Annotated in this window: 21 protein-coding genes and 1 riboswitch; of the genes, 8 read left to right on the top strand and 13 right to left on the bottom strand. The window is 65.0% G+C overall.

The window, feature by feature from the left end; all coding sequences use genetic code 11:
• Window positions 1-2: 2 nt before the first annotated feature.
• The 12 genes from nuoK to NR193_RS13075 all read right to left on the bottom strand — a co-directional run bounded on the left by nuoK (window position 3) and on the right by NR193_RS13075 (window position 10,888).
• Complete coding sequence (gene nuoK, locus NR193_RS13130) at window positions 3-311, bottom strand: NADH-quinone oxidoreductase subunit NuoK (protein WP_091575549.1); 309 nt, start codon at window positions 309-311, stop codon at window positions 3-5.
• Between the two features lies 1 nt (window position 312).
• Complete coding sequence (locus tag NR193_RS13125) at window positions 313-933, bottom strand: NADH-quinone oxidoreductase subunit J (protein ID WP_091575550.1); 621 nt, start codon at window positions 931-933, stop codon at window positions 313-315.
• 127 nt (window positions 934-1,060) lie between these two features.
• On the bottom strand, window positions 1,061-1,552 hold the full coding sequence (gene nuoI, locus NR193_RS13120; protein ID WP_023812382.1) for an NADH-quinone oxidoreductase subunit NuoI: 492 nt from the start codon (window positions 1,550-1,552) through the stop codon (window positions 1,061-1,063).
• Window positions 1,552-2,595 carry an NADH-quinone oxidoreductase subunit NuoH gene (gene nuoH / locus NR193_RS13115; protein ID WP_256751247.1) on the bottom strand — a complete coding sequence of 348 codons (1,044 nt, stop codon included), beginning with the start codon at window positions 2,593-2,595 and terminating at the stop codon, window positions 1,552-1,554. The genes nuoI and nuoH overlap by 1 nt, the downstream gene beginning before the upstream one ends.
• A 2-nt stretch (window positions 2,596-2,597) precedes the next feature.
• Window positions 2,598-4,679: an NADH-quinone oxidoreductase subunit NuoG gene (gene nuoG / locus NR193_RS13110; RefSeq protein ID WP_256751246.1), complete on the bottom strand. Its 2,082-nt coding sequence runs from the start codon at window positions 4,677-4,679 to the stop codon at window positions 2,598-2,600.
• 73 nt (window positions 4,680-4,752) lie between these two features.
• Complete coding sequence (locus tag NR193_RS13105; protein ID WP_256751245.1) at window positions 4,753-5,448, bottom strand: NADH-ubiquinone dehydrogenase; 696 nt, start codon at window positions 5,446-5,448, stop codon at window positions 4,753-4,755.
• 78 nt (window positions 5,449-5,526) lie between these two features.
• Entirely contained in the window at window positions 5,527-6,831 is a 1,305-nt protein-coding gene (nuoF, locus tag NR193_RS13100; protein ID WP_256751244.1) for an NADH-quinone oxidoreductase subunit NuoF, read from the bottom strand.
• 10 nt (window positions 6,832-6,841) lie between these two features.
• Window positions 6,842-8,140, bottom strand: a complete 1,299-nt coding sequence (locus NR193_RS13095; protein WP_256751243.1) for an NADH-quinone oxidoreductase subunit E — start codon at window positions 8,138-8,140, stop codon at window positions 6,842-6,844.
• Window positions 8,141-9,331 (bottom strand): NADH-quinone oxidoreductase subunit D, encoded by a 1,191-nt coding sequence (locus tag NR193_RS13090; RefSeq protein WP_256751242.1) that lies wholly within the window; start codon window positions 9,329-9,331, stop codon window positions 8,141-8,143.
• 9 nt (window positions 9,332-9,340) lie between these two features.
• Window positions 9,341-9,946 (bottom strand): NADH-quinone oxidoreductase subunit C, encoded by a 606-nt coding sequence (locus NR193_RS13085; protein WP_256751241.1) that lies wholly within the window; start codon window positions 9,944-9,946, stop codon window positions 9,341-9,343.
• A gap of 4 nt (window positions 9,947-9,950) precedes the next feature.
• Window positions 9,951-10,532, bottom strand: coding sequence for an NADH-quinone oxidoreductase subunit B family protein (locus tag NR193_RS13080; RefSeq protein ID WP_227346756.1), 582 nt, complete (start codon window positions 10,530-10,532; stop codon window positions 9,951-9,953).
• Window positions 10,523-10,888, bottom strand: a complete 366-nt coding sequence (locus NR193_RS13075; RefSeq protein ID WP_010910112.1) for an NADH-quinone oxidoreductase subunit A — start codon at window positions 10,886-10,888, stop codon at window positions 10,523-10,525. The genes NR193_RS13080 and NR193_RS13075 overlap by 10 nt, the downstream gene beginning before the upstream one ends.
• A gap of 332 nt (window positions 10,889-11,220) precedes the next feature.
• Between NR193_RS13075 and NR193_RS13070 the strand changes: the two genes are divergently transcribed.
• The 8 genes from NR193_RS13070 (at window position 11,221) to NR193_RS13035 (ending at window position 21,334) form a co-directional block, all read left to right on the top strand.
• The gene (locus tag NR193_RS13070) at window positions 11,221-12,420 is read left to right on the top strand and encodes a winged helix-turn-helix domain-containing protein (RefSeq protein ID WP_256751240.1); all 1,200 of its coding nucleotides are present in this window, start codon (window positions 11,221-11,223) and stop codon (window positions 12,418-12,420) included.
• A gap of 29 nt (window positions 12,421-12,449) precedes the next feature.
• Window positions 12,450-12,657, top strand: a riboswitch (cobalamin riboswitch).
• Between the two features lie 38 nt (window positions 12,658-12,695).
• Window positions 12,696-13,124 carry a DUF1636 family protein gene (locus tag NR193_RS13065; protein ID WP_256751239.1) on the top strand — a complete coding sequence of 143 codons (429 nt, stop codon included), beginning with the start codon at window positions 12,696-12,698 and terminating at the stop codon, window positions 13,122-13,124.
• Entirely contained in the window at window positions 13,121-14,158 is a 1,038-nt protein-coding gene (gene cobW / locus NR193_RS13060; RefSeq protein WP_256751238.1) for a cobalamin biosynthesis protein CobW, read from the top strand. The genes NR193_RS13065 and cobW overlap by 4 nt, the downstream gene beginning before the upstream one ends.
• A gap of 10 nt (window positions 14,159-14,168) precedes the next feature.
• Window positions 14,169-17,711 carry a cobaltochelatase subunit CobN gene (locus NR193_RS13055; protein ID WP_256751237.1) on the top strand — a complete coding sequence of 1,181 codons (3,543 nt, stop codon included), beginning with the start codon at window positions 14,169-14,171 and terminating at the stop codon, window positions 17,709-17,711.
• Entirely contained in the window at window positions 17,708-19,183 is a 1,476-nt protein-coding gene (cobG, locus tag NR193_RS13050) for a precorrin-3B synthase (protein ID WP_375162702.1), read from the top strand. The genes NR193_RS13055 and cobG overlap by 4 nt, the downstream gene beginning before the upstream one ends.
• A 2-nt stretch (window positions 19,184-19,185) precedes the next feature.
• A complete protein-coding gene (locus NR193_RS13045; protein WP_256751236.1) occupies window positions 19,186-19,818 on the top strand; it encodes a precorrin-8X methylmutase in 633 nt (210 codons plus the stop codon).
• On the top strand, window positions 19,815-20,573 hold the full coding sequence (locus NR193_RS13040; protein WP_256751235.1) for a precorrin-2 C(20)-methyltransferase: 759 nt from the start codon (window positions 19,815-19,817) through the stop codon (window positions 20,571-20,573). The genes NR193_RS13045 and NR193_RS13040 overlap by 4 nt, the downstream gene beginning before the upstream one ends.
• A complete protein-coding gene (locus tag NR193_RS13035; protein ID WP_256751234.1) occupies window positions 20,570-21,334 on the top strand; it encodes a precorrin-3B C(17)-methyltransferase in 765 nt (254 codons plus the stop codon). The genes NR193_RS13040 and NR193_RS13035 overlap by 4 nt, the downstream gene beginning before the upstream one ends.
• Here NR193_RS13035 and NR193_RS13030 read toward each other — a convergent pair.
• Window positions 21,322-22,080 (bottom strand): cobalt-precorrin-6A reductase, encoded by a 759-nt coding sequence (locus NR193_RS13030; RefSeq protein ID WP_256751233.1) that lies wholly within the window; start codon window positions 22,078-22,080, stop codon window positions 21,322-21,324. The two genes, NR193_RS13035 and NR193_RS13030, sit on opposite strands and share 13 nt — an antisense overlap.
• Window position 22,081 lies beyond the last annotated feature (1 nt).

Raw genomic sequence — 22,081 nt, 5'->3', positions numbered from 1 at the left:
CGTCAACCCTTCATCATGTTCACGTCTTCGACCGCGATCGAGCCGCGGTTGCGGAAGAAGACGACGAGAATGGCAAGTCCGATGGCAGCCTCGGCCGCCGCGACCGTCAGCACGAACAACGCGAACACCTGGCCGACCAGATCGCCGAGCGAGGCCGAGAAGGCGACGAAGTTGATGTTGACCGCAAGCAGGATCAGCTCGATCGACATCAGGATGACGATGACGTTCTTGCGGTTGAGGAAGATGCCGAACACGCCGAGCGTGAACAGGATCGCCGATACGGTCAGATAATGCGCGATGCCGACAACCATCTCAGAGTCCCTCGCCCGTCTTGACCTTGCGGATTTCCATGCCGGTCGCCGGCGTACGGCCGACCTGGGCTGCGATCGACTGCCGCTTGACCCCTTCCTTGTGGCGCAGCGTCAGCACGATGGCGCCGATCATGGCAACCAGCAGGATGAGGCCCGAAATCTGGAAGTAGTAGAGGTAGTCCGTATAGAGGATGTCGCCGAGGGCGGCCGTGTTCGAGCGCGTTGCGAGATCAGGGATGGGTTTCGAGACCGTCGAGGCGAGCTGCGGCGCGAATGTATAGCCACCGAGCACGACGATCAGCTCCGCCGCCAGGATCAGACCGACCAGCGCGCCGATCGGCGCGTATTGCAGGGCGCCGCTCTTCAGTTCGGCGAAGTCGACGTCGAGCATCATGACGACGAACAGGAACAGCACCATCACCGCGCCGACATAGACGACGAGCAGGATCATCGCCAGGAACTCGGCGCCCGTCAGCATGAACAGGCCGGCGGCGTTGAAGAAGGTCAGGATCAGGAACAGCACCGAATGCACGGGGTTGCGCGACGAAATGACCATGAACGCCGACGCCACCGCGATAAAGGCGAAGAGGTAGAAAAAGGCCGCCTCTAGTCCACTCAACATGGGGTTCCCCCGGGTTCCTGACCGGACGGGCTCTCACCCTGTCCGCTTCTTTGGCCTGGTCCCGCCTCGGGGTTCCAAGCCGCGTTGTCCTTAGACGAGGCCCCTCGCCCCGTCCATGCGTCAAATGTCAGCGATACGGCGAGTCCAGCGAGATGTTGCGCGCCAGTTCGCGCTCCCACCGGTCGCCATTCGCCAACAGCTTGTCCTTGTCGTAGTAAAGTTCCTCGCGCGTCTCCGTCGCGAATTCGAAATTCGGCCCTTCGACGATGGCGTCGACCGGGCAGGCTTCCTGGCAGAAGCCGCAATAGATGCACTTCACCATGTCGATGTCGTAGCGCACCGTGCGGCGGGTGCCATCATTGCGGCGCGGACCGGCCTCGATGGTGATCGCCTGTGCCGGGCAGATGGCTTCGCACAATTTGCAGGCGATGCAGCGTTCCTCGCCGTTGGGATAGCGGCGCAAGGCATGCTCGCCACGGAAGCGCGGGCTGGTCGGCCCCTTCTCGTGCGGATAGTTGATCGTCTCCTTCGGCGCGAAGAACTGGCGCATCGACAGGAAGAAGGCGCTGACGAAATCCTGCAGCAGCAGCGATTTTGCGGCTTGGGACAGAGCGGACATCACGCAAACCCCGTGATCTTGAGGAAGGCTGCGGTGGCGACCACCATGAACAGCGAGATCGGCAGGAACACCTTCCAGCCGAGCCGCATTAGCTGGTCGTAGCGGTAGCGCGGCACGAACGCCTTCACCATGGAAATGCCGAAGAACACGAAGCAGACTTTCAGCACGAACCAGATGACGCCGGGCACCCAGGTGAACGGCGCGAAGTCGAAGGGCGGCAGCCAGCCGCCAAGGAACAGGATGGTGGCCAGCGCGCACATCAGCACGATGGCGACATATTCGCCGAGGAAGAACAGCAGGAACGGCGTCGACGAATATTCGACCATGTGGCCGGCGACCAGTTCCGATTCGGCTTCGACCAGATCGAAAGGCGGCCGGTTCGTCTCCGCCAGCGCCGAGATGAAGAAGATGATGAACATCGGGAACAGCGACAGCCAGTTCCAGTCGAGGAAGGTGTTGGGCAGGCCAAGCCGCGTGCCAAGCCCGTCATGCTGCGAAAGCACGATATCGCTGAGGTTGAGCGAGCCGGCGGTGAGCAGAACCGTGACGATGACGAAGCCGATCGAGACTTCGTAGGACACCATCTGCGCGGCCGAACGCAGCGCGCCGAGGAATGGATATTTCGAATTGGACGCCCAGCCGCCCATGATCACGCCATAGACCTCGAGCGAGGAGATGGCGAAGACATAGAGGATGCCGACATTGATGTTGGCGATCGCCCAGCCCTGACTGACCGGAATGACCGCCCAGGCCGAGATCGCCAGCACCGCGGACACCAGCGGCGCCAGCAGGAAGACGCCCTTGTTGGCGCCGGACGGGATGATCGGTTCCTTGAAGACGAACTTCAGCAGGTCGGCGAAGGCTTGCAGCGTGCCCCAGGGGCCGACGACGTTCGGACCGCGGCGCAGCTGCACCGCCGCCCATATCTTGCGGTCGGCGTAGAGGATGTAGGCGACGAAGACCAGCAGCACGACGATCAGCACGACCGACTTGAGCAGGATCAGCAGCGCCGGCAGCACGTAAAAGGAGAAGAAAGTATCCATGCTTATTCCGCCGCCTGCTTGAAGCCGCTCTTGGCCAGCGCCGAGCATTCCGCCATCACGGCCGATGCCCGCGCGATCGGGTTGGTCAGGTAGAAATCCTTGACCGGCGAGGTGAACGTGCCCTTGTTCAGCCGTCCGCCGAGCTTCGCCACCCTGGCAATGTCCTCGGCATTGCCGGCCGCGACCTGGTCGATGCGGGCCAGATGCGGATACTCGCCGTAGAGCTTGGCGCGCAGCTGCGGCAGCGAATCGAACGGCAGTTTCTTGCCCAGCACATCCGACAGCGCCCTGAGGATCGCCCAGTCTTCGCGGGCATCGCCGGGTGCGAAGCCGGCGCGGTTGGTCTGCTGCACGCGCCCTTCGGTGTTGACATAAGTGCCCGATTTTTCGGTGTAGGCAGCGCCCGGCAGGATGACGTTGGCGCGATGAGCACCGGCGTCGCCATGGGTGCCGATATAGACGACGAAGGCGCCGCCGGTCTTGCCCATGTCGATCTCGTCGGCGCCGAGCAGGAACAGCACGTCCATCTCGCCCAGCATGCCGGCAACGCTCTTGCCGCCCTCGCCCGGCACGAAGCCGAGATCAAGACCGCCGACTCGCCCAGCCGCGTTGTGCAGCACGGCGAAGCCGTTCCAGTCAGCCCTTGCGGCGTTGACGGCCATGCTGAGCTTCGCTGCCTGGCCGAGCACGGCGGCGCCATCGGCGCGCGCCAAAGCGCCCTGGCCGACGATGATCAGCGGATGCGTCGCTTTCTTCAGCGTCTGGAAGAATTTGCCATTGCCGTCGGCCAGATCCTTGAGCGAATCCGGCCCGGCACCCAACTGTTCATACTCGTAGCGCGTATCGCCGATTTCGCCGATGACGCCGACCGGCAGGTTGCCGACCCGCCAGCGCTTGCGGATGCGGGCATTGAGCACGGAGGCTTCATAGCGCGGATTGGCGCCGATGATCAGCACCGCGTCGGCCTGCTCGATGCCTTCGATGGTCGGGTTGAAGATGTAGCTCGCCCGGCCGAGCGACGGATCGAGCGCCGCGCCATCCTGGCGGCAGTCGGTGTTCTTCGAACCAAGCGAAGCCATCAGCAGCTTCAGCGCGTAGATTTCCTCGACCGCGGCGAGATCGCCGGATATGGCCCCGACCTTGTCGGGTGCCGCCTTGGACACCGCGTCCTTGATCGCCGAAAAAGCCTCGGCCCAGCTCACGGGAACCAGCTTGCCATCCTTGCGCACATAGGGGCGGTCGAGACGTTGCGTGCGCAGGCCGTCCCAGATGAAGCGGGTCTTGTCGGAGATCCACTCCTCGTTCACCTGCTCGTTGACGCGCGGCAGGATGCGCATCACTTCGCGGCCTCTGCTGTCGACGCGGATCGCCGAACCGACGGCGTCCATCACGTCGATGGATTCGGTCTTGGTCAGCTCCCACGGCCGCGCCTGGAAAGCGAAGGGCTTGGAGGTCAGCGCGCCGACGGGGCAAAGGTCGATGACGTTGCCCTGCAGCTCCGAGGTCATCGCCTGTTCGAGATAGGTGGTGATCTCGGCATCCTCGCCACGGCCGATCAGGCCGAGCTCGGAGATGCCGGCGACCTCGGTGGTGAAGCGGACGCAGCGCGTGCAATGGATGCAGCGGTTCATCACCGTCTTGACCAGCGGGCCGATATACTTGTCTTCGACCGCACGCTTGTTCTCGTGATAGCGCGAGGAATCGACGCCGAAGGCCATCGCCTGGTCCTGCAGGTCGCACTCGCCGCCCTGGTCGCAGATCGGGCAATCCAGCGGATGGTTGATGAGCAGGAATTCCATCACGCCTTCGCGGGCCTTCTTGACCATCGGCGTGTTGGTGAAGATTTCCGGCGGCTCGCCGTTCGGGCCGGGACGCAGGTCGCGCACGCCCATGGCGCAGGATGCCTGCGGCTTGGGCGGCCCGCCCTTCACCTCGATCAGGCACATGCGGCAGTTGCCGGCGATCGACAGCCGCTCATGGAAGCAGAAGCGCGGCACTTCCGCGCCTGCGTCCTCGGCCGCCTGCAGCAGCGTATAGTGGTCGGGTACAGTGATCTCTTTCCCGTCGACCTTGAGCTTTGCCATTCGCCTCAAACCCCTGCGGATTTCCCGCAATCTCTTTTTCCGGGCGCGATCGAAACCGCGTCCCGCATTTCATTCACTTCTTGACGGCGAGCGCCGCCGCTTGGGCAGTCCAATCGTCGCGGCCGATGCGGCCGGAGAGCGACAGATAGTCCTCGACCCAGGCAACCTCTTCCTGCGTCCATGCCGCGATCTGGGCATACGTCCAGATGCCGAGGCCGTTCAGCACCGTCTCCAGCTTCGGGCCGATGCCCGATATCGCCTTGAGATCCGACGGTTTCGCCGGCTTGTCCATGGCCCTGGGCTGCCTGAAATCCTCCGGCAGCAACCCGGCCGGAACCGCGCCCGCCATCGGGCCGGCATCGACGACTGGCGCCGTGTCGGCTGGCTCCCTGGCAACCATGTCGGTCACATCCTGCGCGAAGGACTGGGCTTCGGCGATCAAGGTCTTGGTCGCCGCGCGCGCCTTGGAGGCACTTCTTTCCATCTCCGACAAACGCTCGGTGCGCGCCTCGAAGTCGTCGACGATCGGCTGCAGCAGCCGCTGCGAGGCTTCGGCCGCTCCCGAAAGCGCGCCCATCCAGACGCCGAAAGCGTGGTTGGCGAGCCCAATGCCGAGCGCCGACATGGCCGCGACACCAGCGACAGGGTGCGCGAGAAGGTTGACGGCGCTCGCCATCTCCTTCGGCATCATCCTGGTCAGGTCCTGGTTCATCTTCTCGAGCTGGTCCAAATTGGGCATCAATGGGTGGGGTGTCGAATACGGCGCCATAGATATCTCCTGGTCGTTTGTTCGTTCGCCCGCCCCGGCTTTCTCGCTTCGGGCATTCGCCCGCATTCACAAACTCTTCTATTCCGCCGCCACCATCACCGGCTCGGCCCGATGCGCGTTGCGCGAAAACTCGTCGATGCGCCGTTCCACCTCGCCACGGAAATGCCGCATCAGGCCCTGGATCGGCCATGCCGCCGCGTCGCCCAGCGCACAGATCGTGTGGCCTTCGACCTGCTTGGTGACGTCGAGCAGCATGTCGATCTCGCGCTTCTGCGCCTCACCGCGCACCAGCCTCTCCATAACCCGCCACATCCAGCCGGTGCCTTCGCGGCACGGCGTACACTGGCCGCAGCTCTCATGCTTGTAGAAGTAGGAAAGCCGCGCGATCGCCTTCACGACATCGGTCGACTTGTCCATGACGATGACAGCCGCCGTGCCGAGGCCGGACTTGAGGTCGCGCAGCGCGTCGAAATCCATCGGCGTGTCGATGATCTGCTCGGCCGGCACCAGCGGCACCGAGGCGCCACCCGGAATGACCGCGAGCAGATTGTCCCAGCCGCCGCGAATGCCGCCGCAATGGGTCTCGATCAGCTCGCGGAACGGGATCGACATCGCCTCTTCGACCGTGCACGGATTGTTGACGTGGCCGGAGACGCAGAACAGCTTGGTGCCGACATTGTTCGGCCGGCCGAAGGACGAGAACCAGGCGGCACCGCGACGCAGGATGGTCGGCGCCACCGCGATCGATTCGACATTGTTGACGGTGGTCGGGCAGCCATAGAGGCCGACATTGGCCGGGAATGGCGGCTTCAGCCGGGGCTGGCCCTTCTTGCCTTCCAGGCTTTCGAGCAGCGCCGTCTCCTCGCCGCAGATATAGGCGCCGGCACCGTGATGCATGTAGATGTCGAAGTCGTAGCCGGACGTGTTGTTCTTGCCGATCAGCTTGGCTTCGTAGGCCTCGTCGATGGCCCGCTGCAATGCCTCGCGCTCGCGGATGAACTCGCCGCGCACATAGATGTAGGCGGCAATCGCGCCCATGGCGAAACCGGCGAGCAGCGCACCCTCGACCAGCGTGTGCGGATCGTTGCGCAGGATGTCGCGGTCCTTGCAGGTGCCGGGCTCGGATTCGTCGGCATTGATGACGAGGTAGCTCGGCCGGCCGTCGCTCTGCTTGGGCATGAACGACCATTTCAGGCCGGTCGGGAAGCCGGCGCCACCGCGTCCGCGCAGGCCAGACGCCTTCATCTCGTTGACGATCCAGTCGCGCCCCTTGGCAACGATGCCGGGCGTGTTGTCCCAGGCACCGCGCGCGATCGCGCCGGCCAGCGACTTGTCGAAGAGGCCGTAGATGTTGGTGAAGATTCGGTCTTTGTCCTGGAGCATTTTTCGTCCCTCAGACCGGCTTCTTGCCGAAGACGCGGATGTATTCGGCGACACCGCCCTTGGCGAGCGCCTTGGCCTGCTTGACCCAGTCGTCGCGCTCGATACGGCCTTGGAAAGAGAGGTAGCCGTCCACCCACTCGCGCTCGGCCTTCTTCCACGCCGCGACCTGCGCGAAGGTGAAGATGCCCAGCGTATGCAGGATGCCCTCGATCTTCGGGCCTACGCCGGAAATCAGCTTGAGATCGTCGACCAGCGCCGGCTTGGCGATGCCGGCCGGGCGGTTCTTGTCTTCCAGCGACGGCTTGGCGGCCGCCTTCGCGGCCGGCGCCTTGGCCTCCGGTGCCTTGTAAGCAGCGGCAGGCTCGGCCTTGGTCTTGGGACCATTGCGCTGCTTGGAGACCTGCTCGACCTCTGGAGCGGCCGTGTTGGCATTGGCGGCCGAATGCAGTGGCGCCGAAACACTTGCGGCCTTTTCGGCCGCCGGCGCGACCTTGGTCTTTGAGGGCGTCTTCAAGGCCGGGCTGGTTTCAGGGGCATCGGTCTTTGGCTTGCCGGCATTCGAAGGCGCCACCGGCGCGGCCGATGCCTGCGCCGCCGGTGCGGCTGCGGCCGGAGCGGTGGCAGCAACTGGTGCCGCGTCCTTGGCGGCCTTGGTGGCTGCCTTGGCCTCCTTGTCGCGGGTCGACTTGAGGATCGCCTTTTCGCTCTTCAGCGTCGTCAGGCCAGAGGCCGGCTCCGAGCCGGTGCGGCCGTTCTGCGGTCCCGGGGCCACCGAGGCGCCCTTGCCGGACTCGTAGAGATCGATGATTTCGGCAAGCCGTTCCGGTGTCAGATCCTCGAACGTGTCCTTGAAGATCATCACCATCGGCGCGTTGACGCAGGCACCGAGGCATTCGACCTCTTCCCACGACAAGGTGCCCTTGTCGTTGGTGTGGAACTGGTCGTGATGGATCTTGGAGCGGCACACATCCATCAGCGCTTCCGAGCCGCGCAGCATGCAGGGCGTGGTGCCGCAGACCTGGATATGGGCGCGCGTGCCGACCGGGTTCAACTGGTACTGGGTGTAGAAGGTCGCGACTTCGAGGCCACGGATCCGAGGCATGCCGAGCATGTCCGAAATCGTCTCGATCGCCGCCTTCGTCACCCAGCCTTCCTGCTCCTGCGCCAGCATCAAGAGCGGAATGATCGCCGACTGTTCGCGGCCCTTCGGGTATTTCTTGATCCATTGCTTCGCCGCTGCCGCGTTCGCCCGGTTGAAGGCGAAGGATGCTGGCTGGACGCTGGCTTCTGCGAGACGGCGGACTGACATTTAGCGATCGACCTCACCAAACACGATGTCGAGGGAGCCGAGAACGGCGGTGACGTCGGCCAGCATGTGGCCGCGGCAGAGGAAATCCATGGCCTGCAGATGCGCGAAGCCGGGCGCCCGCAGCTTGCAGCGATAGGGCTTGTTGGAGCCGTCGGAGACCAGATAGACGCCGAATTCGCCCTTCGGCGCCTCGACGGCGGCATAGACCTCGCCGGCCGGCACGCGGTAGCCCTCGGTGTAGAGCTTGAAGTGATGGATCAGCGCTTCCATCGAGCGCTTCATCGCCTGGCGCTTGGGCGGCACCACCTTGCCGTCGAGGTTCGACACCGGGCCGGTGCTTTCCTTGCCGAGCAGGAGATCGACGCACTGGCGCATGATCTTCGCCGACTGGCGCATTTCTTCCATGCGCACGAGGTAGCGGTCGTAGCAGTCACCGTTCTTGCCGATCGGAATGTCGAAATCCATTTCCGAATAGCATTCGTAGGGCTGCGACTTGCGCAGGTCCCATGGCGCGCCCGAGCCGCGCACCATGACGCCGGAAAAGCCCCAGGCCCAGGCATCGGCCAGCGAGACGATGCCGATATCGACATTGCGCTGCTTGAAGATGCGGTTGCCGGTCAAAAGCGCATCGAGGTCGTCGATCGACTTCAGGAACGGGTCGATCCACTTGCCGATGTCCTCGACCAACTGCCGCGGCAGATCCTGATGGACGCCGCCGGGACGGAAATAGGCGGCATGCATGCGCGAGCCGGAGGCGCGCTCATAGAACACCATCAGCTTTTCGCGCTCGACGAAGCCCCACAGCGGCGGCGTCAGCGCGCCGACGTCCATCGCCTGCGTCGTCACATTGAGGATGTGCGACATGATGCGGCCGATTTCGCAGTAGAGCACGCGGATCAGCTGGCCGCGCTTCGGCACCTCGATGCCGAGCAAACGCTCGGCGGCGAGCGCGAAGGCATGCTCCTGGTTCATCGGCGCGCAATAGTCGAGCCGGTCGAGATAGGGCACCGCCTGCAGATAGGTCTTGGCCTCGATCAGCTTTTCCGTGCCGCGATGCAGCAGCCCGATATGCGGATCGACGCGATCGACGACTTCGCCGTCGAGTTCCAGCACGAGGCGCAAAACGCCGTGCGCCGCAGGGTGTTGCGGGCCGAAATTGATGTTGAAATTGCGGACGGAGTTTTCAGCCATTCTGGCGCCTCAATTCGTCTTGGCTTTTTCGTCCCCGGGCAGCACGTAGTCGGTGCCTTCCCAAGGGGAAAGAAAATCGAAATTGCGGAATTCCTGCTTGAGCTCGACCGGCTCGTAGATGACGCGCTTGGCCTCGTCGTCGTAGCGCACCTCGACGAAGCCGGTGAGCGGGAAATCCTTGCGCAGCGGATGGCCTTCGAAACCGTAATCGGTCAACAGGCGGCGCAAATCGGGATGGCCCGAGAACAGCACGCCATAGAGATCGTAGGTCTCGCGCTCGAACCAGTCGGCGCCGGGATAGACGCCGGTGATCGACGGCACCATCGTCTCCTCGTCGGCCTGCACCTTGACGCGGATGCGGACATTCTGCTTCGGCGACAACAGGTGATAGACGACGTCGAAGCGCTTGGCCCGCGACGGATAGTCGGCGCCGCAGACGTCGATGATCGAGATGAACTGGCAGCGCGCATCGTCGCGCAGGAAGGTTATCACCTCGATCAGGTCGCGTGGCTCGACATGGACGGTGAGTTCGCCATAGGCGATCGCCGCCTCATTCACGCGGCCGATCAGCTTCTCGCCGAGATAGGTCGACAGTTCGCTCAGGGATGCGGTCATGGATTTACCGTTCGATCGTGCCGGTGCGGCGGATCTTCTTCTGCAGCAGAAGAATGCCGTAGAGCAGCGCTTCGGCGCTCGGCGGACAGCCGGGCACATAGATGTCGACCGGCACGATGCGGTCGCAGCCGCGCACCACCGAATAGGAATAGTGGTAGTAGCCGCCGCCATTGGCGCACGAGCCCATCGAGATGACGTAGCGCGGCTCCGGCATCTGGTCGTAGACCTTGCGCAGCGCCGGCGCCATCTTGTTGGTCAGCGTGCCGGCGACGATCATTATATCGGACTGACGCGGAGACGCGCGCGGCGCGACGCCGAACCGCTCCGAGTCGTAGCGCGGCATCGAGGTGTGGATCATCTCGACCGCGCAGCAGGCAAGGCCGAAGGTCATGAACATCAGCGAACCGCTGCGGGCCCAGGTGATCAGCGCCTCGGTAGAGGTGACGAGAAAGCCCTTGTCGGCCAACTCGTTGTTGATCTCGAGGAAGAAGGGATCGTCCTCCCCCACCGGCCTGCCGGTGTTGGGATCGATCAGCCCCTTGGGCTTCGGCGCGATGAGCGTGCCGGAACTGTCGCTCAATCCCATTCCAGCGCTCCTTTTTTCCATTCATAGGCAAAGCCGATGGTCAGCACCGCCAAAAAGACCATCATCGACCAGAAACCGAGCATGCCGATCTTCGAGAACGACACCGCCCAAGGAAACAGGAAGGCCACTTCCAGATCGAAGATGATGAACAGGATCGACACCAGGTAGAAACGGATGTCGAATTTCATGCGGGCGTCGTCGAACGAGTTGAAGCCGCACTCGTAGGCGGAAAGCTTTTCGGGATCGGGATTGCGGTAGGCCACCAGGAAGGGTGCGGCCAGCAGCGCCAGGCCGACAACCAGCGCCACGCCGATGAACAGGACGATGGGCAGGTACGAACTGAGAAGTGCGTTCATGCAGCGGCTTTCCGTTGGCGCCAATCCATTCTGATTACAGCACCGGACCTTATTGCGGAAGCGTGACAGTTTAACCGCTGAACCGTTTTAAGGGGCCTATGCTGCAACGCGGCGAGGGTTAGCGCAGCACTTCCGGCGAAGCAAGTCAAACCTTGTTCAAAACGCTGACCTGGACGGCATATACGGGGAAACTGGTCCGATCCGCTCCTGTTTGATTTCCTTCATTTTTTACTCCACTTTTCTCTCCTGACATATATGCCGCCAAAACCCTGCTAGCATCCCGCGGAATCACGATCATCTGCACGCTCGAACCCCGTTAGAGTCGCATCAGCATGAAGGAAAAAATCTCGCTCCCCATGGCCCGGCGCATTGCACTCGCCGCCCAGGGGTTTGCCGACGCCAGACCAGCCGCTACGCCCGATCGACGGCATCTGGCCCGCGTGCTTGCCCGCACCGGCCTGCTGCAGATCGATTCCGTCAGCGCCGTGGTGCGCGCTCATTATATGCCGCTTTATTCGCGCCTTGGCCCCTACCCGCTCGCCTTGCTCGACAACGCCGCGGTCACGCGCAAGCGCACCGTGTTCGAATACTGGGCGCATGAGGCCTCGTTCCTGCCGGTCGAGACATACCCGCTGATGCGCTGGCGCATGCAGCGGGCCGAGCGCGGCGATGAGATGTATTCGGGCCTGGCCAAATGGGGCCGCGAGCACGCCGCCTATATCGAAGAGATCTACCGCGCGGTCGTCGAGCGCGGCCCGATCGCCGCTTCGGCACTGGAAGGCCAGAAGGGCTCGGGCGGCTGGTGGGGATGGAGCCATGCCAAGCACGCCTTCGAATGGCTGTTCTGGGCCGGCCGCATCACCACGGCGCACCGCCGTGGCTTCGAGCGTTTCTATGACCTGCCGGAGCGCGTGCTGCCGCAGGCGATCCTAGATCTGCCGGTGCCAGCCACCGAGGACGCGCATCGCGAATTGCTGCGCATATCCGCGCGCGCCCACGGCATCGCGACATCAGGCGATTTGCGCGACTATTTCCGCCTGTCGCCCGCGGACATGAAAGGCCGGCTGGAGGAACTGGTTGAAACAGGCGAACTGGCGCCGGTGCGTGTCGAAGGCTGGGATAAGCCGGCTTACCTTCACAGGGACGCACGCATACCTCGAAAAATCGAGGCGCGCGCCCTGCTGGCGCCATTCGATCCGGTCGTCTTCGAGCGGTCGCGCTCGGAGCGGTTGTTCGATTTCCACTATCGCATCGAAATCTACACGCCGGCCGATAAGCGCCAGTACGGCTACTACGTCCTGCCCTTCCTGCTCGGCGATAGGATCGTGGCCCGCGTCGACCTCAAGGCAGACCGGCCTGCCAGCGTATTGCGTGTCCATGCGGCCTATGCGGAGCCAAGCGCACCCGCCGAAACCGCCGCCCAGCTGTTCGAGGAATTGAAGCAGATGCAGGGTTGGCTGGGCCTCGAACGCATTGAAGTGACGCCTGCAGGCGACCTCGGACAGCCACTTGCCGACATTGCCGCGTCGTAGACGTGCGTTGACACGGCTGTCCCTACAAGCCTAAATCCGGTCCAGACGGTCTCCTCTCGGCAAAGGGAGGAGCCAAGAGGGAATGCGGTGCGGGATCGCAAGATTTCAAATCCGCGGCTGTCCCCGCAACTGTAAGCGACGAGCCTGGGCCGAAAACCACTGGGATGTTCCCGGGAAGGCGGCACCCGAGGCGATGACCCGCGAGCCAGGAGACCTGCCGTCTGAGAGACAAAGAATCCGATCGCCTGGCGGGTTTTCCGGGCAAGGAGCCTGATTTGGAACGCGACAGCAGTTTTCCGGCTGAGACAGCGGACGTATTGTCCGGTGACGCCTTGACCGGCGTGACCGTGATCGTCTGCGCCTCCTGTCGCGACGAAACCGGTTCCGACGCCCATCCCCGCGCCGGCGAATTGCTTGCGGACGACACACGCCGCGCCGCCTCCGGGGAAGATATCCGCATCCGCAGCGTCGAATGCCTCGGCAATTGCAAGCGCCGGCTGAGCGCCGCGATCCTGCGCGACGGCTGCTGGAGCTACGTCTTCGGCGATCTGAGCGCCACCAGCGGCGCCGATCTCGTCGCTGGTGCAAAGCTCTTCGCCACCTCGACGGATGGCCTCATGCCATGGCGGGGCCGTCCCGATTCCCTCAAGCGCGGCCTCGTGGCCCGCATTCCTCCCCTCGACATGCTGAAGGACCAGATATGACAGCCTCCGTCTCCCGTGTTCCCTGCACTGTCGTCACCGGCTTCCTCGGCGCCGGCAAGACGACGCTGATCCGCCACCTCCTGGAAAACGCCGGCGGCAAGCGTATCGCCATCATCGTCAACGAGTTCGGCGACATCGGCATCGACGGCGAGATCCTGAAGGGCTGCGGCATCGACACCTGCCCCGAGGAAAACATCGTCGAGCTGGCCAATGGCTGCATCTGCTGCACCGTCGCCGATGATTTCGTGCCGGCGCTCGACCAGATCCTGTCGCTGACGCCGAAGGTCGACCATATCCTGATCGAGACCTCCGGCCTCGCTCTGCCCAAGCCGCTGGTGCAAGCCTTCCAGTGGCCGACGGTGAGGAGCCGGGTGACCGTCGATGGCGTCATCGCGGTGGTCGACGGCCCGGCGCTGGCCGAAGGCCGCGTCGCCAATGACATGGACGCCTTGCAGGCGCAGCGCGCTCAGGATGGGACGCTCGACCACGACGACCCGGTCGAGGAAGTGTTCGAGGACCAGATCGCCTGCGCCGACCTCATCATCCTGTCGAAAAGCGATCTGATGGACGCCGCCGGCTCCGCCCGCGCCAATGCCATCATCAATGAGCACATCGCTCGCGCGGTGAAGATTGTGCCGACCTCGCAGGGCAAGGTCGATCCCTCGGTGCTGCTCGGCCTCGGCCTCGCCGTCGAGGACGACATCGAAAACCGCAAGACCCACCACGACGACGAACTCGACCACGAGCATGACGACTTCGACAGCTTCGTCATCGATATTTCCTCGATCGCCAACCCGGAGGAGCTGGCAAAACGCGTCGCCACCGCAGCCGAGGAAGAAAACGTGCTGCGTGTAAAAGGCTTCGTCGAGGTCGGCGGCAAGCCGATGCGGCTTTTGCTTCAGGCCGTCGGGCCGCGCGTCAATCATTACTATGACCGCGCCTGGACCGCAGCGGACGACCGCCGCTCTCGCCTCGTGGTCATCGGCCTCAAGGGGCTGAATCGCCCGGCGATCGAGCGTATCCTCGCCGGCTGATTTTAACGCCATGCACATCCTCACCACGACCTCCGCCTCGCTCGACGATTTCGCCGAGCCGGTCGATCTGCGGCAGACGCCGGCGGATGTCGTGGCGCTGTCCTTCACCGACAGCGATCTCGCCGGGCTGGCGGCGGCGTGGAAGACGGATGCCAACCGCCTGCCTTCGATGCGGCTGGCCGCACTTCGCGACCTGCGCCATCCCATGTCCGTCGACCTCTGGGTCGACAGCGTCGCCCGCCACGCCAAGGTCATCCTCGTTCGCATCCTTGGCGGCTACGACTGGTGGCGCTATGGCTGTGACCAGCTTGCTGCGGTCGCCCGCGACCGCGGCATAAAACTGGCGCTACTGCCCGGCGAGTGCCGCGACGAGGACCTGCGCCTGATCGAAGCCTCGACACTGCCGCGCGAGGAATTGGAGGGCCTGCTCGACTATTTTCGCGAGGGCGGCCCGGCGAATATGAGCGCGCTGGTGCACCGGCTTGCACGGTTGGCGGGATCGGATGCGGCAGTCGCCGAACCGGTCGCGGTTCCGAAGGCCGGGTTTTATGAGCCGGGACATGGCGTCATGGAGCGCGGCCTACCCCTTCCCTTCGAGGGGGAGGGAAACGTCGTGCCCATCCTGTTCTATCGCTCGATGCTGCTCGCCGCCGATGTCGCGCCGATCGATGCCCTTTTCGAAGCGCTGCGGCAGCGCGGCATGCGCCCGGCCCCGATCTTCGTCGCCAGCCTGAAGGACCCGGCGTCGCTCACGTTCGTGGAGACCGCGCTCGCCGCGCTGAAACCCGCCGCCATCATCACCGCGACCGCTTTCGCCTCTGGCGCCGAACCCGGCGTCGAAACCCCGTTCGACCGCGCCGGCGTGCCTGTGTTCCAGGTCATCGTCGCCACCACCCGCCGCGACATCTGGGAGAACAACCAGCGTGGGCTGGCGCCCGCCGACCTCGCCATGCATGTCGTGCTGCCCGAATTGGACGGCCGCATCCTTGCCGGCGCGATTTCCTTCAAGGGCGAAAGCGAGACCGATCCGGCGCTTGGTCACCGCGCCTTCGCCAACCGGCCGGAAGCGGATCGCGTAGCGCAAGTGGCGGACCGCGTCGCGGCCTTCATTCGCTTGCAGGAGACGCCTCGCGCCGAGCGCAAGCTCGCCATCCTCATCCCGGACTATCCGAGCGCCCCCGGCCGCACCGGCTATGCCGTCGGCCTCGACGTGCCGTCCAGCGTGCTGGCGATGCTGCACGATCTGAGCGAACAGGGCTACGCCGTCGAGGGGATTCCGCAAACGCCGCGTGAGCTGCTGCAGATGCTGGAACGCGGCAGTGACGGGCTGGGGCTGGGGGACTATCGAGACTTGTCCAAGGGCCTGCCGCCTGGGGCGATGGCTGCGGTAAAAGCTGCGTGGGGCAAGGCGGAGGACGACAAAGGCCTGTGCGAGGCACACCCCTCTGTCCTGCCGGACATCTCCCCCGCAAGGGGGGAGATTGCGCCGTCATCATTGCTTTCGCCAATATCAGACGTTGCGCCAACCGCTGAGGCTGCAAAAGGAGAACCGGCACCGAAACTGCCGATCTCCCCCCTTGCGGGGGAGATGTCCGGGAGGACAGAGGGGGGTGTTCAAGCGCCGACATCGGCACACTTTCCCTTCCGTGCCGCCACCTTCGGCAACATCACCGTCGCGCTAGCCCCCGATCGCGGCCGTTCCGCTGACCGCCGCGCCGACTATCATGACCCGACGCTGCCACCGCGCCATGCGCTGATCGCCTTCGGCCTCTGGCTGCGCAAATCGCTTGCCGTCCATGCGCTTGTCCATGTCGGCGCCCATGGCACGCTGGAATGGCTGCCGGGCAAGACGGTTGCACTCTCTGAAAACTGTTTTCCCGAGATCGTCACCGGTCCCCTGCCCGTTATCTATCCCTTCATCGTTTCCAATCCCGGCGAGGCGGCGCAGGCCAAGCGGCGCATCGCCGCCGTCACCCTTGGCCATCTGCCGCCGCCGCTAACTGGCGCCGGGCTGGACGAAAACCAGCACAGACTTGAGCGCCTGGTCGACGAATATGCCCAGGCCGATGGTCTCGACCGCCGCCGGCGCGACCGTCTGGCCAAGCTGATCGTCGAAACCGCGCAAAAGACCGGCCTCGCCTCCGAAGCCGGGGTCGCCAGGACCGACGCGCCCGACGAGGCGCTGCGCCGCATCGACGCCTGGCTCTGCGACCTCAAGGATTTCGCCATCAAGGACGGCTTGCATATCTATGGCCGCTCGCCCGAGGACGAACCCGACGCCATGCGCCGCCAAAGTGCGGAAGCCGAGAAAACGGCATTGCTCGCCGCACTCGACGGCCGCCACGTGAAGGCCGGTCCGGCCGGCGCACCCGCACGCGGCCGCTCCGATGTTTTGCCCACCGGCCGCAACCTGTTCACCTCGGACCCGCGCACCATGCCGACGCCGACCGCCTATGATCTGGGCCGAGCGGCGGCGGAGGAAGTGGTGCGCAGCTACATGCAATCGCATGGCGACTGGCCGCGTTCGCTGGTCATCGATCTCTGGGGTTCGGCGTCGCTGCGCACCGGCGGCGAGGAGATCGCGCAGGGCCTGGCGCTGATGGGATGCCGGCCGCAATGGGACGCCGCGACCGGACGTATCACCGGCATCGAGGTGTTGCCGCCGGCCATGCTTGGCCGCCCGCGCGTCGACGTCACCTGGCGTATCTCAGGCCTGTTCCGCGACATGTTCCCGACCCAGATCGCGCTGATCGATACCGCCGCCAACGCGGTTGCCGCGCGTGACGAGGAGGATTCCGAAAACCCGCTCGCGGCGAGAACCCGCACGGACGGCAAGGTCAGCCCCCGCATCTTCGGCACCTCGCCCGGCACCTACGGCGCCGGCGTCGAGGATCTGCTGTCGAGCGGCGACTGGGCGACGCGCGAGGAGATCGGCCGCGCCTATCTCGACGCCACCTCGCATGCTTATGGCGGCGAAGGCATCTCGGCGCCTGGCGCCTTCGAGGGACGCATCGCCGAGGCCGATCTTCTCGTCCACACCGGTGACGACCCCGGACGCGACATTCTCGAAGGCTCCGCCGACGTCGCCTTCATCGGCGGCTTTTCGGCCGCGCTTGCGACCCTCGGCAGGAATGCCGACGTCATCGTGCTCGACACCACGGATCCGCAGAAGCCGAAGCCGCGCTCTGTTGGCGAGGCGGTGGCCCGCGTGGTGCGTGCGCGTGCCGTCAATCCCCGCTTCATATCAGGCCAGATGCGCCACGGCCCGCGCGGCGCTTCCGAATTCGCCGAGACGGTCGACCGGCTGGTCGGCTTCGCCGAAACCACCCACGCCATTCCGGGCACGCTGATCGAGGCCGTTCATGATGCCTATGTCGGTGATCCCGAGGTGCGCGCCTTCATCCTGCGCGAAAACCCTGCTGCCGCGAAGGTCATTGCCGAGCGCTTCCTGTCGGCGCGCCGGCGTGGTCTGTGGCATCCGTTGCGCAATTCCATCGACGACGATCTGGCCGCGCTGATCGCCGAGGCCGAGGCGCTTGGGGTGGCAGCATGAACGCCTTTTCGCGCCGTGGCGCCTGCCCCGCTTTGGCAGCCCCCATGCAGACCGGCGACGGCCTGCTGGTGCGGCTCAACCCTGTCGCTGGAGGGTTGTCGCCGAAATCGGTGATCGGGCTGGCCGAATCCGCCCTGCGACACGGCAACGGCATCATGGAAGTCACCGCGCGCGGCAGTTTGCAGATACGCGGCCTGACAGCGGATAGCGCGCGACTTCTGGCGACCGAGGTTGATGCGCTGGGCATCGCAGTGCGCACCGGCATGCCGGTTGAAACCGGGCCGCTGGCGGGCATCGATTCCTATGAGATTGCCGATCCGCGCCCGCTGGCTGAACGAATTCGGGTAGCAGTTGAAGAAGCCGGGCTCACGCCACGGCTCGGCCCGAAAGTGTCGGTCATTGTGGACGGCGGCGGGCAGCTGATGATGGATGCGTTGACGGCCGATGTGCGGCTGAAGGCAATACGAGCCGACAACGACATCCGTTGGAGAGTATCGGTTGCCGGCGACGGCCGAAACGCGAAGGTGTTGGCAAAGGTCGATGCGGATGCCGCGAGAGACATAGCCGTCGCTGCACTGAGGATGGTCGCTGAAAAAGGCCGTGACGCCCACGCAAGGGATTTGTCGGAGAGACAGTTGGCGTCTCTGGCGGGCTGGCTACGCTTGACAGGTTTGCGCGAGGCGCCCCCCTCTGTCCTGCCGGACATCTCCCCCTCAAGGGGGGAGATTACGCTGTCACCGATGGTTTCGCCAATCTCCACTGTTGTTATGGAAGAGCAAGCGTTGAAGCTGCCGATCTCCCCCCCTGAGGGGGAGATGTCCGGCAGGACAGAGGGGGGCGCCTCGCGCAAACCAATCGGCCTTTTCCCCTTGGCCCTCCACGCCATCGCTGTCGGCATCGCCCTACCCTTCGGCAGCATGCCGGCGGACAAGATCATCGGCCTTGCACAGCGCGCCCTCGCACTCGGCACCACCGAAATCCGCCTCGCCCCGGGTCGCGCCCTGCTTTTCCTCGGCCAGCCGGCAGCCGCCGACCTCCCCCTCCGGGACACCGCCGCCAGCCTCGGCTTCGTCACCGACGCCTCCGATCCGCGCACGCGCATTGCCGCTTGTCCTGGCGCTCCGGCCTGCGCATCCGGCCGGATCGCCACGCGCGACATTGCGGAGACGATCGCCGCCGAAAACGCCGACATCCTCGACTTCACCCTTCACATTTCCGGCTGCGCCAAGGGCTGCGCCCACCCCGGCCCGGCGGCGCTGACCGTCGTCGGCGACGAAAACGGAGCCGGACTTGTCGTGAACGCGACGGCAAAGGCCCTTCCTGCCGGGTACAGGCCGGGCTATGACGCCGCGCGCGGCATCAGCCGCGTCGCGGCGAGGATCCGCAGTGCACGACTTCCAGGCGAAACAGCCGCCGCTTGCCTGACACGGCTTGGCGCGGCCGGCATCGCCGAGGCTTACCGACAGGAATGAGCATGGCCGCCTACGACTACATCCACGACGGCACGGCGATCTACGAGCGCTCCTTCGCCATCATTCGCGCCGAGGCGGACCTGTCGCGCTTCTCCGAAGCCGAGGCCGATGTCGCCATCCGCATGATCCATGCCTGCGGCCAGGTCGAGGCTGCCAGGCATTTTGTTTTTTCCACCGATTTCGTGGCCGCGGCGCGCAAGGCGCTTTCGGCCGGCGCACCGATCTTCTGCGATGCGGAAATGGTCTCCCATGGCGTCACCCGCGCCCGGCTGCCGGCCGGCAACGAGGTGATCTGCACGCTGCGCGACCAGCGCACGCACGAAATCGCCAGGGAGATCGGCAACACCCGTTCGGCCGCCGCGATCGACCTTTGGGGCGAGCGCATGGCCGGCTCGGTGGTCGCCATCGGCAATGCGCCGACCGCGCTCTTCTATCTGCTGGAAAAACTGCGCGACGGAGCGCCGAAGCCGGCGGCCATCATCGGCATGCCGGTCGGCTTTGTCGGGGCCGCGGAATCCAAGGATGCGCTGGCCGATAATTCCTACGGCGTGCCCTATGCCATCGTGCGAGGCCGGCTTGGCGGCAGCGCCATGACCGCCGCCGCGCTCAATTCGCTGGCGAGGGCTGGCCTGTGAACGCGCTTGCCAAAGGCCGTCTCGTCGGCGTCGGCACTGGTCCCGGCGACCCCGAGCTGTTGACGCTGAAGGCCGCGCGGGCCCTGGCCGAGGCCGATGTCGTGGCCTATTTCGCCAAGCGCGGCAACAACAGCAACGCGCGCGCCATCGTCGAAGCGCGGTTCCGCCCCGGCATGACGGAACTGCCGCTGCTCTATCCCGTCACCACCGAAATCGACAAGGATCACGACGACTACCGCTCGCAGATCACGGGTTTCTACGAGGAGTCGGCCGAGAAGGTCGCCGGGCACCTCGAAGCAGGCAGAATGGTTGCCGTGCTTTCCGAGGGCGATCCGCTTTTCTACGGCTCCTACATGCATCTGCATGTGCGCCTGGCTCATCGTTTTCCAACCGAGGTCATTCCCGGCATAACCGCAATGTCCGGCTGCTGGTCGGCGACCGGCCTGCCGATCGTCCAGGGCGATGACGTGCTGACCGTGCTGCCCGGCACGATGAGCGAGTTCGATCTGACCCGCCGGCTGGCTGACACCGATGCCGCCGTCATCATGAAGGTCGGCCGCAACCTGCCCAAGATCAGGCGGGCGCTGGAAGCGACAGGCAAGCTGGCGCGTGCCGTCTATGTCGAGCGCGGCACGATGCCGGGCAGCGTCTCGATGAAGCTTGCCGACAAAAAGGACGACAAGGCCCCCTATTTCGCCATTGTGCTGGTTGCCGGCTGGTCCGGCAGGCCAGGCGCCCTGGGAGCCGAAGCATGAGCGGCCGTCTCACCGTCATCGGGCTTGGACCCGGCAATGCCGATCAGGTGACGCCGGAAGCCAACCGCGCCGTGGCGGAAGCAAAATTCTTCTATGGCTACAAGCCCTATCTCGACCGGCTCGAGCTGCGCCCGGACCAGACCCGCGTCGCCTCCGACAACCGCGAGGAACTCGCCCGCTCCAAGGATGCTTTGACGAAAGCAGCCGAAGGTCACGATGTCGCCGTCGTCTCCGGTGGCGATCCCGGCGTGTTCGCCATGGCTGCCGCCGTCTGCGAAGCAATCGAGGCCGGCCCGGTCGAATGGCGCGCGGTCGATGTCGCGGTCGTGCCCGGAATTACCGCCATGCTTGCGGTCGCCGCACGCATCGGCGCGCCGCTCGGCCATGATTTCTGCGCGATTTCGCTGTCCGACAATCTGAAGCCATGGGAATTGATCGAGCTGCGCCTGCTGGCGGCGGCCGGCGCCGGCTTCGTCATCGCACTCTACAATCCGATCAGCAAGGCACGCCCCTGGCAACTTGGCCGCGCCTTCGAATGCCTGACCGCGATCCTGCCCGGCACCACGCCGGTGATTTTCGGCCGAGCCGCCGGCCGCCCGGACGAGCGCATCGAGGTCTATCTGCTGGCCGACGTCGATGCGCGCAAGGCCGACATGGCCACCTGCATCATCATCGGTTCGCCGGAAACCCGGATCATCAGGCGCGGCGAGAAGCCGGCGCTTGTCTACACGCCGCGCTCGTCGACGGGTCAGAGAAAATGATCGACCCCAAGTTGATCGATAAGCGCGGCCAGCGCCTCGACGGTTTCAGCCGAGGGAACGTCCGGCAGATCGGGCCTGCGCACCATGACCACCTCGATACCCAGCGCCCGCGCCGCGGCGATCTTGCCATAGGTCGCTTCGCCGCCGCTGTCCTTGGACACGACGATTTCGATGCGATGCTTTTCGAGCAGTGCGCGTTCTTCCGCCTCGCGAAAGGGCCCACGAGCCAACAGATAGCTCGCATCCGGCACGTCCAGCTTCGGCTCGACTGGATCGACGCTGCGGATGAGATAGTGGTGTTGGGGTGCTGCTTCGAAAGCGGCGACCTCTTGCCTGCCGAGCGCCAGGAAGACGCGACGCGGCGCCGGCCCAAGCGCTCGCACGGCATCGCCAACCGTATCGACCGGCGTCCAGCGGTCGCCGTCGACAGGCTCCCAGCCCGGGCGCCGCAGGGCAAGGATCGGCACGCCGGCAGCGCGCGCGGCTTGCGCGGCATTGGCGGAGATTTGCGCTGCATAGGGGTGCGTGGCGTCGACCATCAGATCGGTGCCCGTTTCCCGAAGATAGGCGGCCAGACCATCGGCGCCGCCAAATCCTCCGCTTCGCACAGGCACGCCTTGCGCCACCGGGCTTTCGGTACGGCCTGCCAGCGACAGTGTGACCGACAGATCGGCGCGGGCGGCGAGCTTGCCCGCCAATTGCCGGGCTTCGGTGGTGCCGCCGAGGATCAGAATACGGTGGGTCATC

The organism is Mesorhizobium sp. Mes31, assembly GCF_024519675.1.
GTDB lineage: Bacteria > Pseudomonadota > Alphaproteobacteria > Rhizobiales > Rhizobiaceae > Mesorhizobium.
Note: the sequence above shows the minus strand (reverse complement) of the source record. Positions and strands in the feature narration are given on the sequence as shown.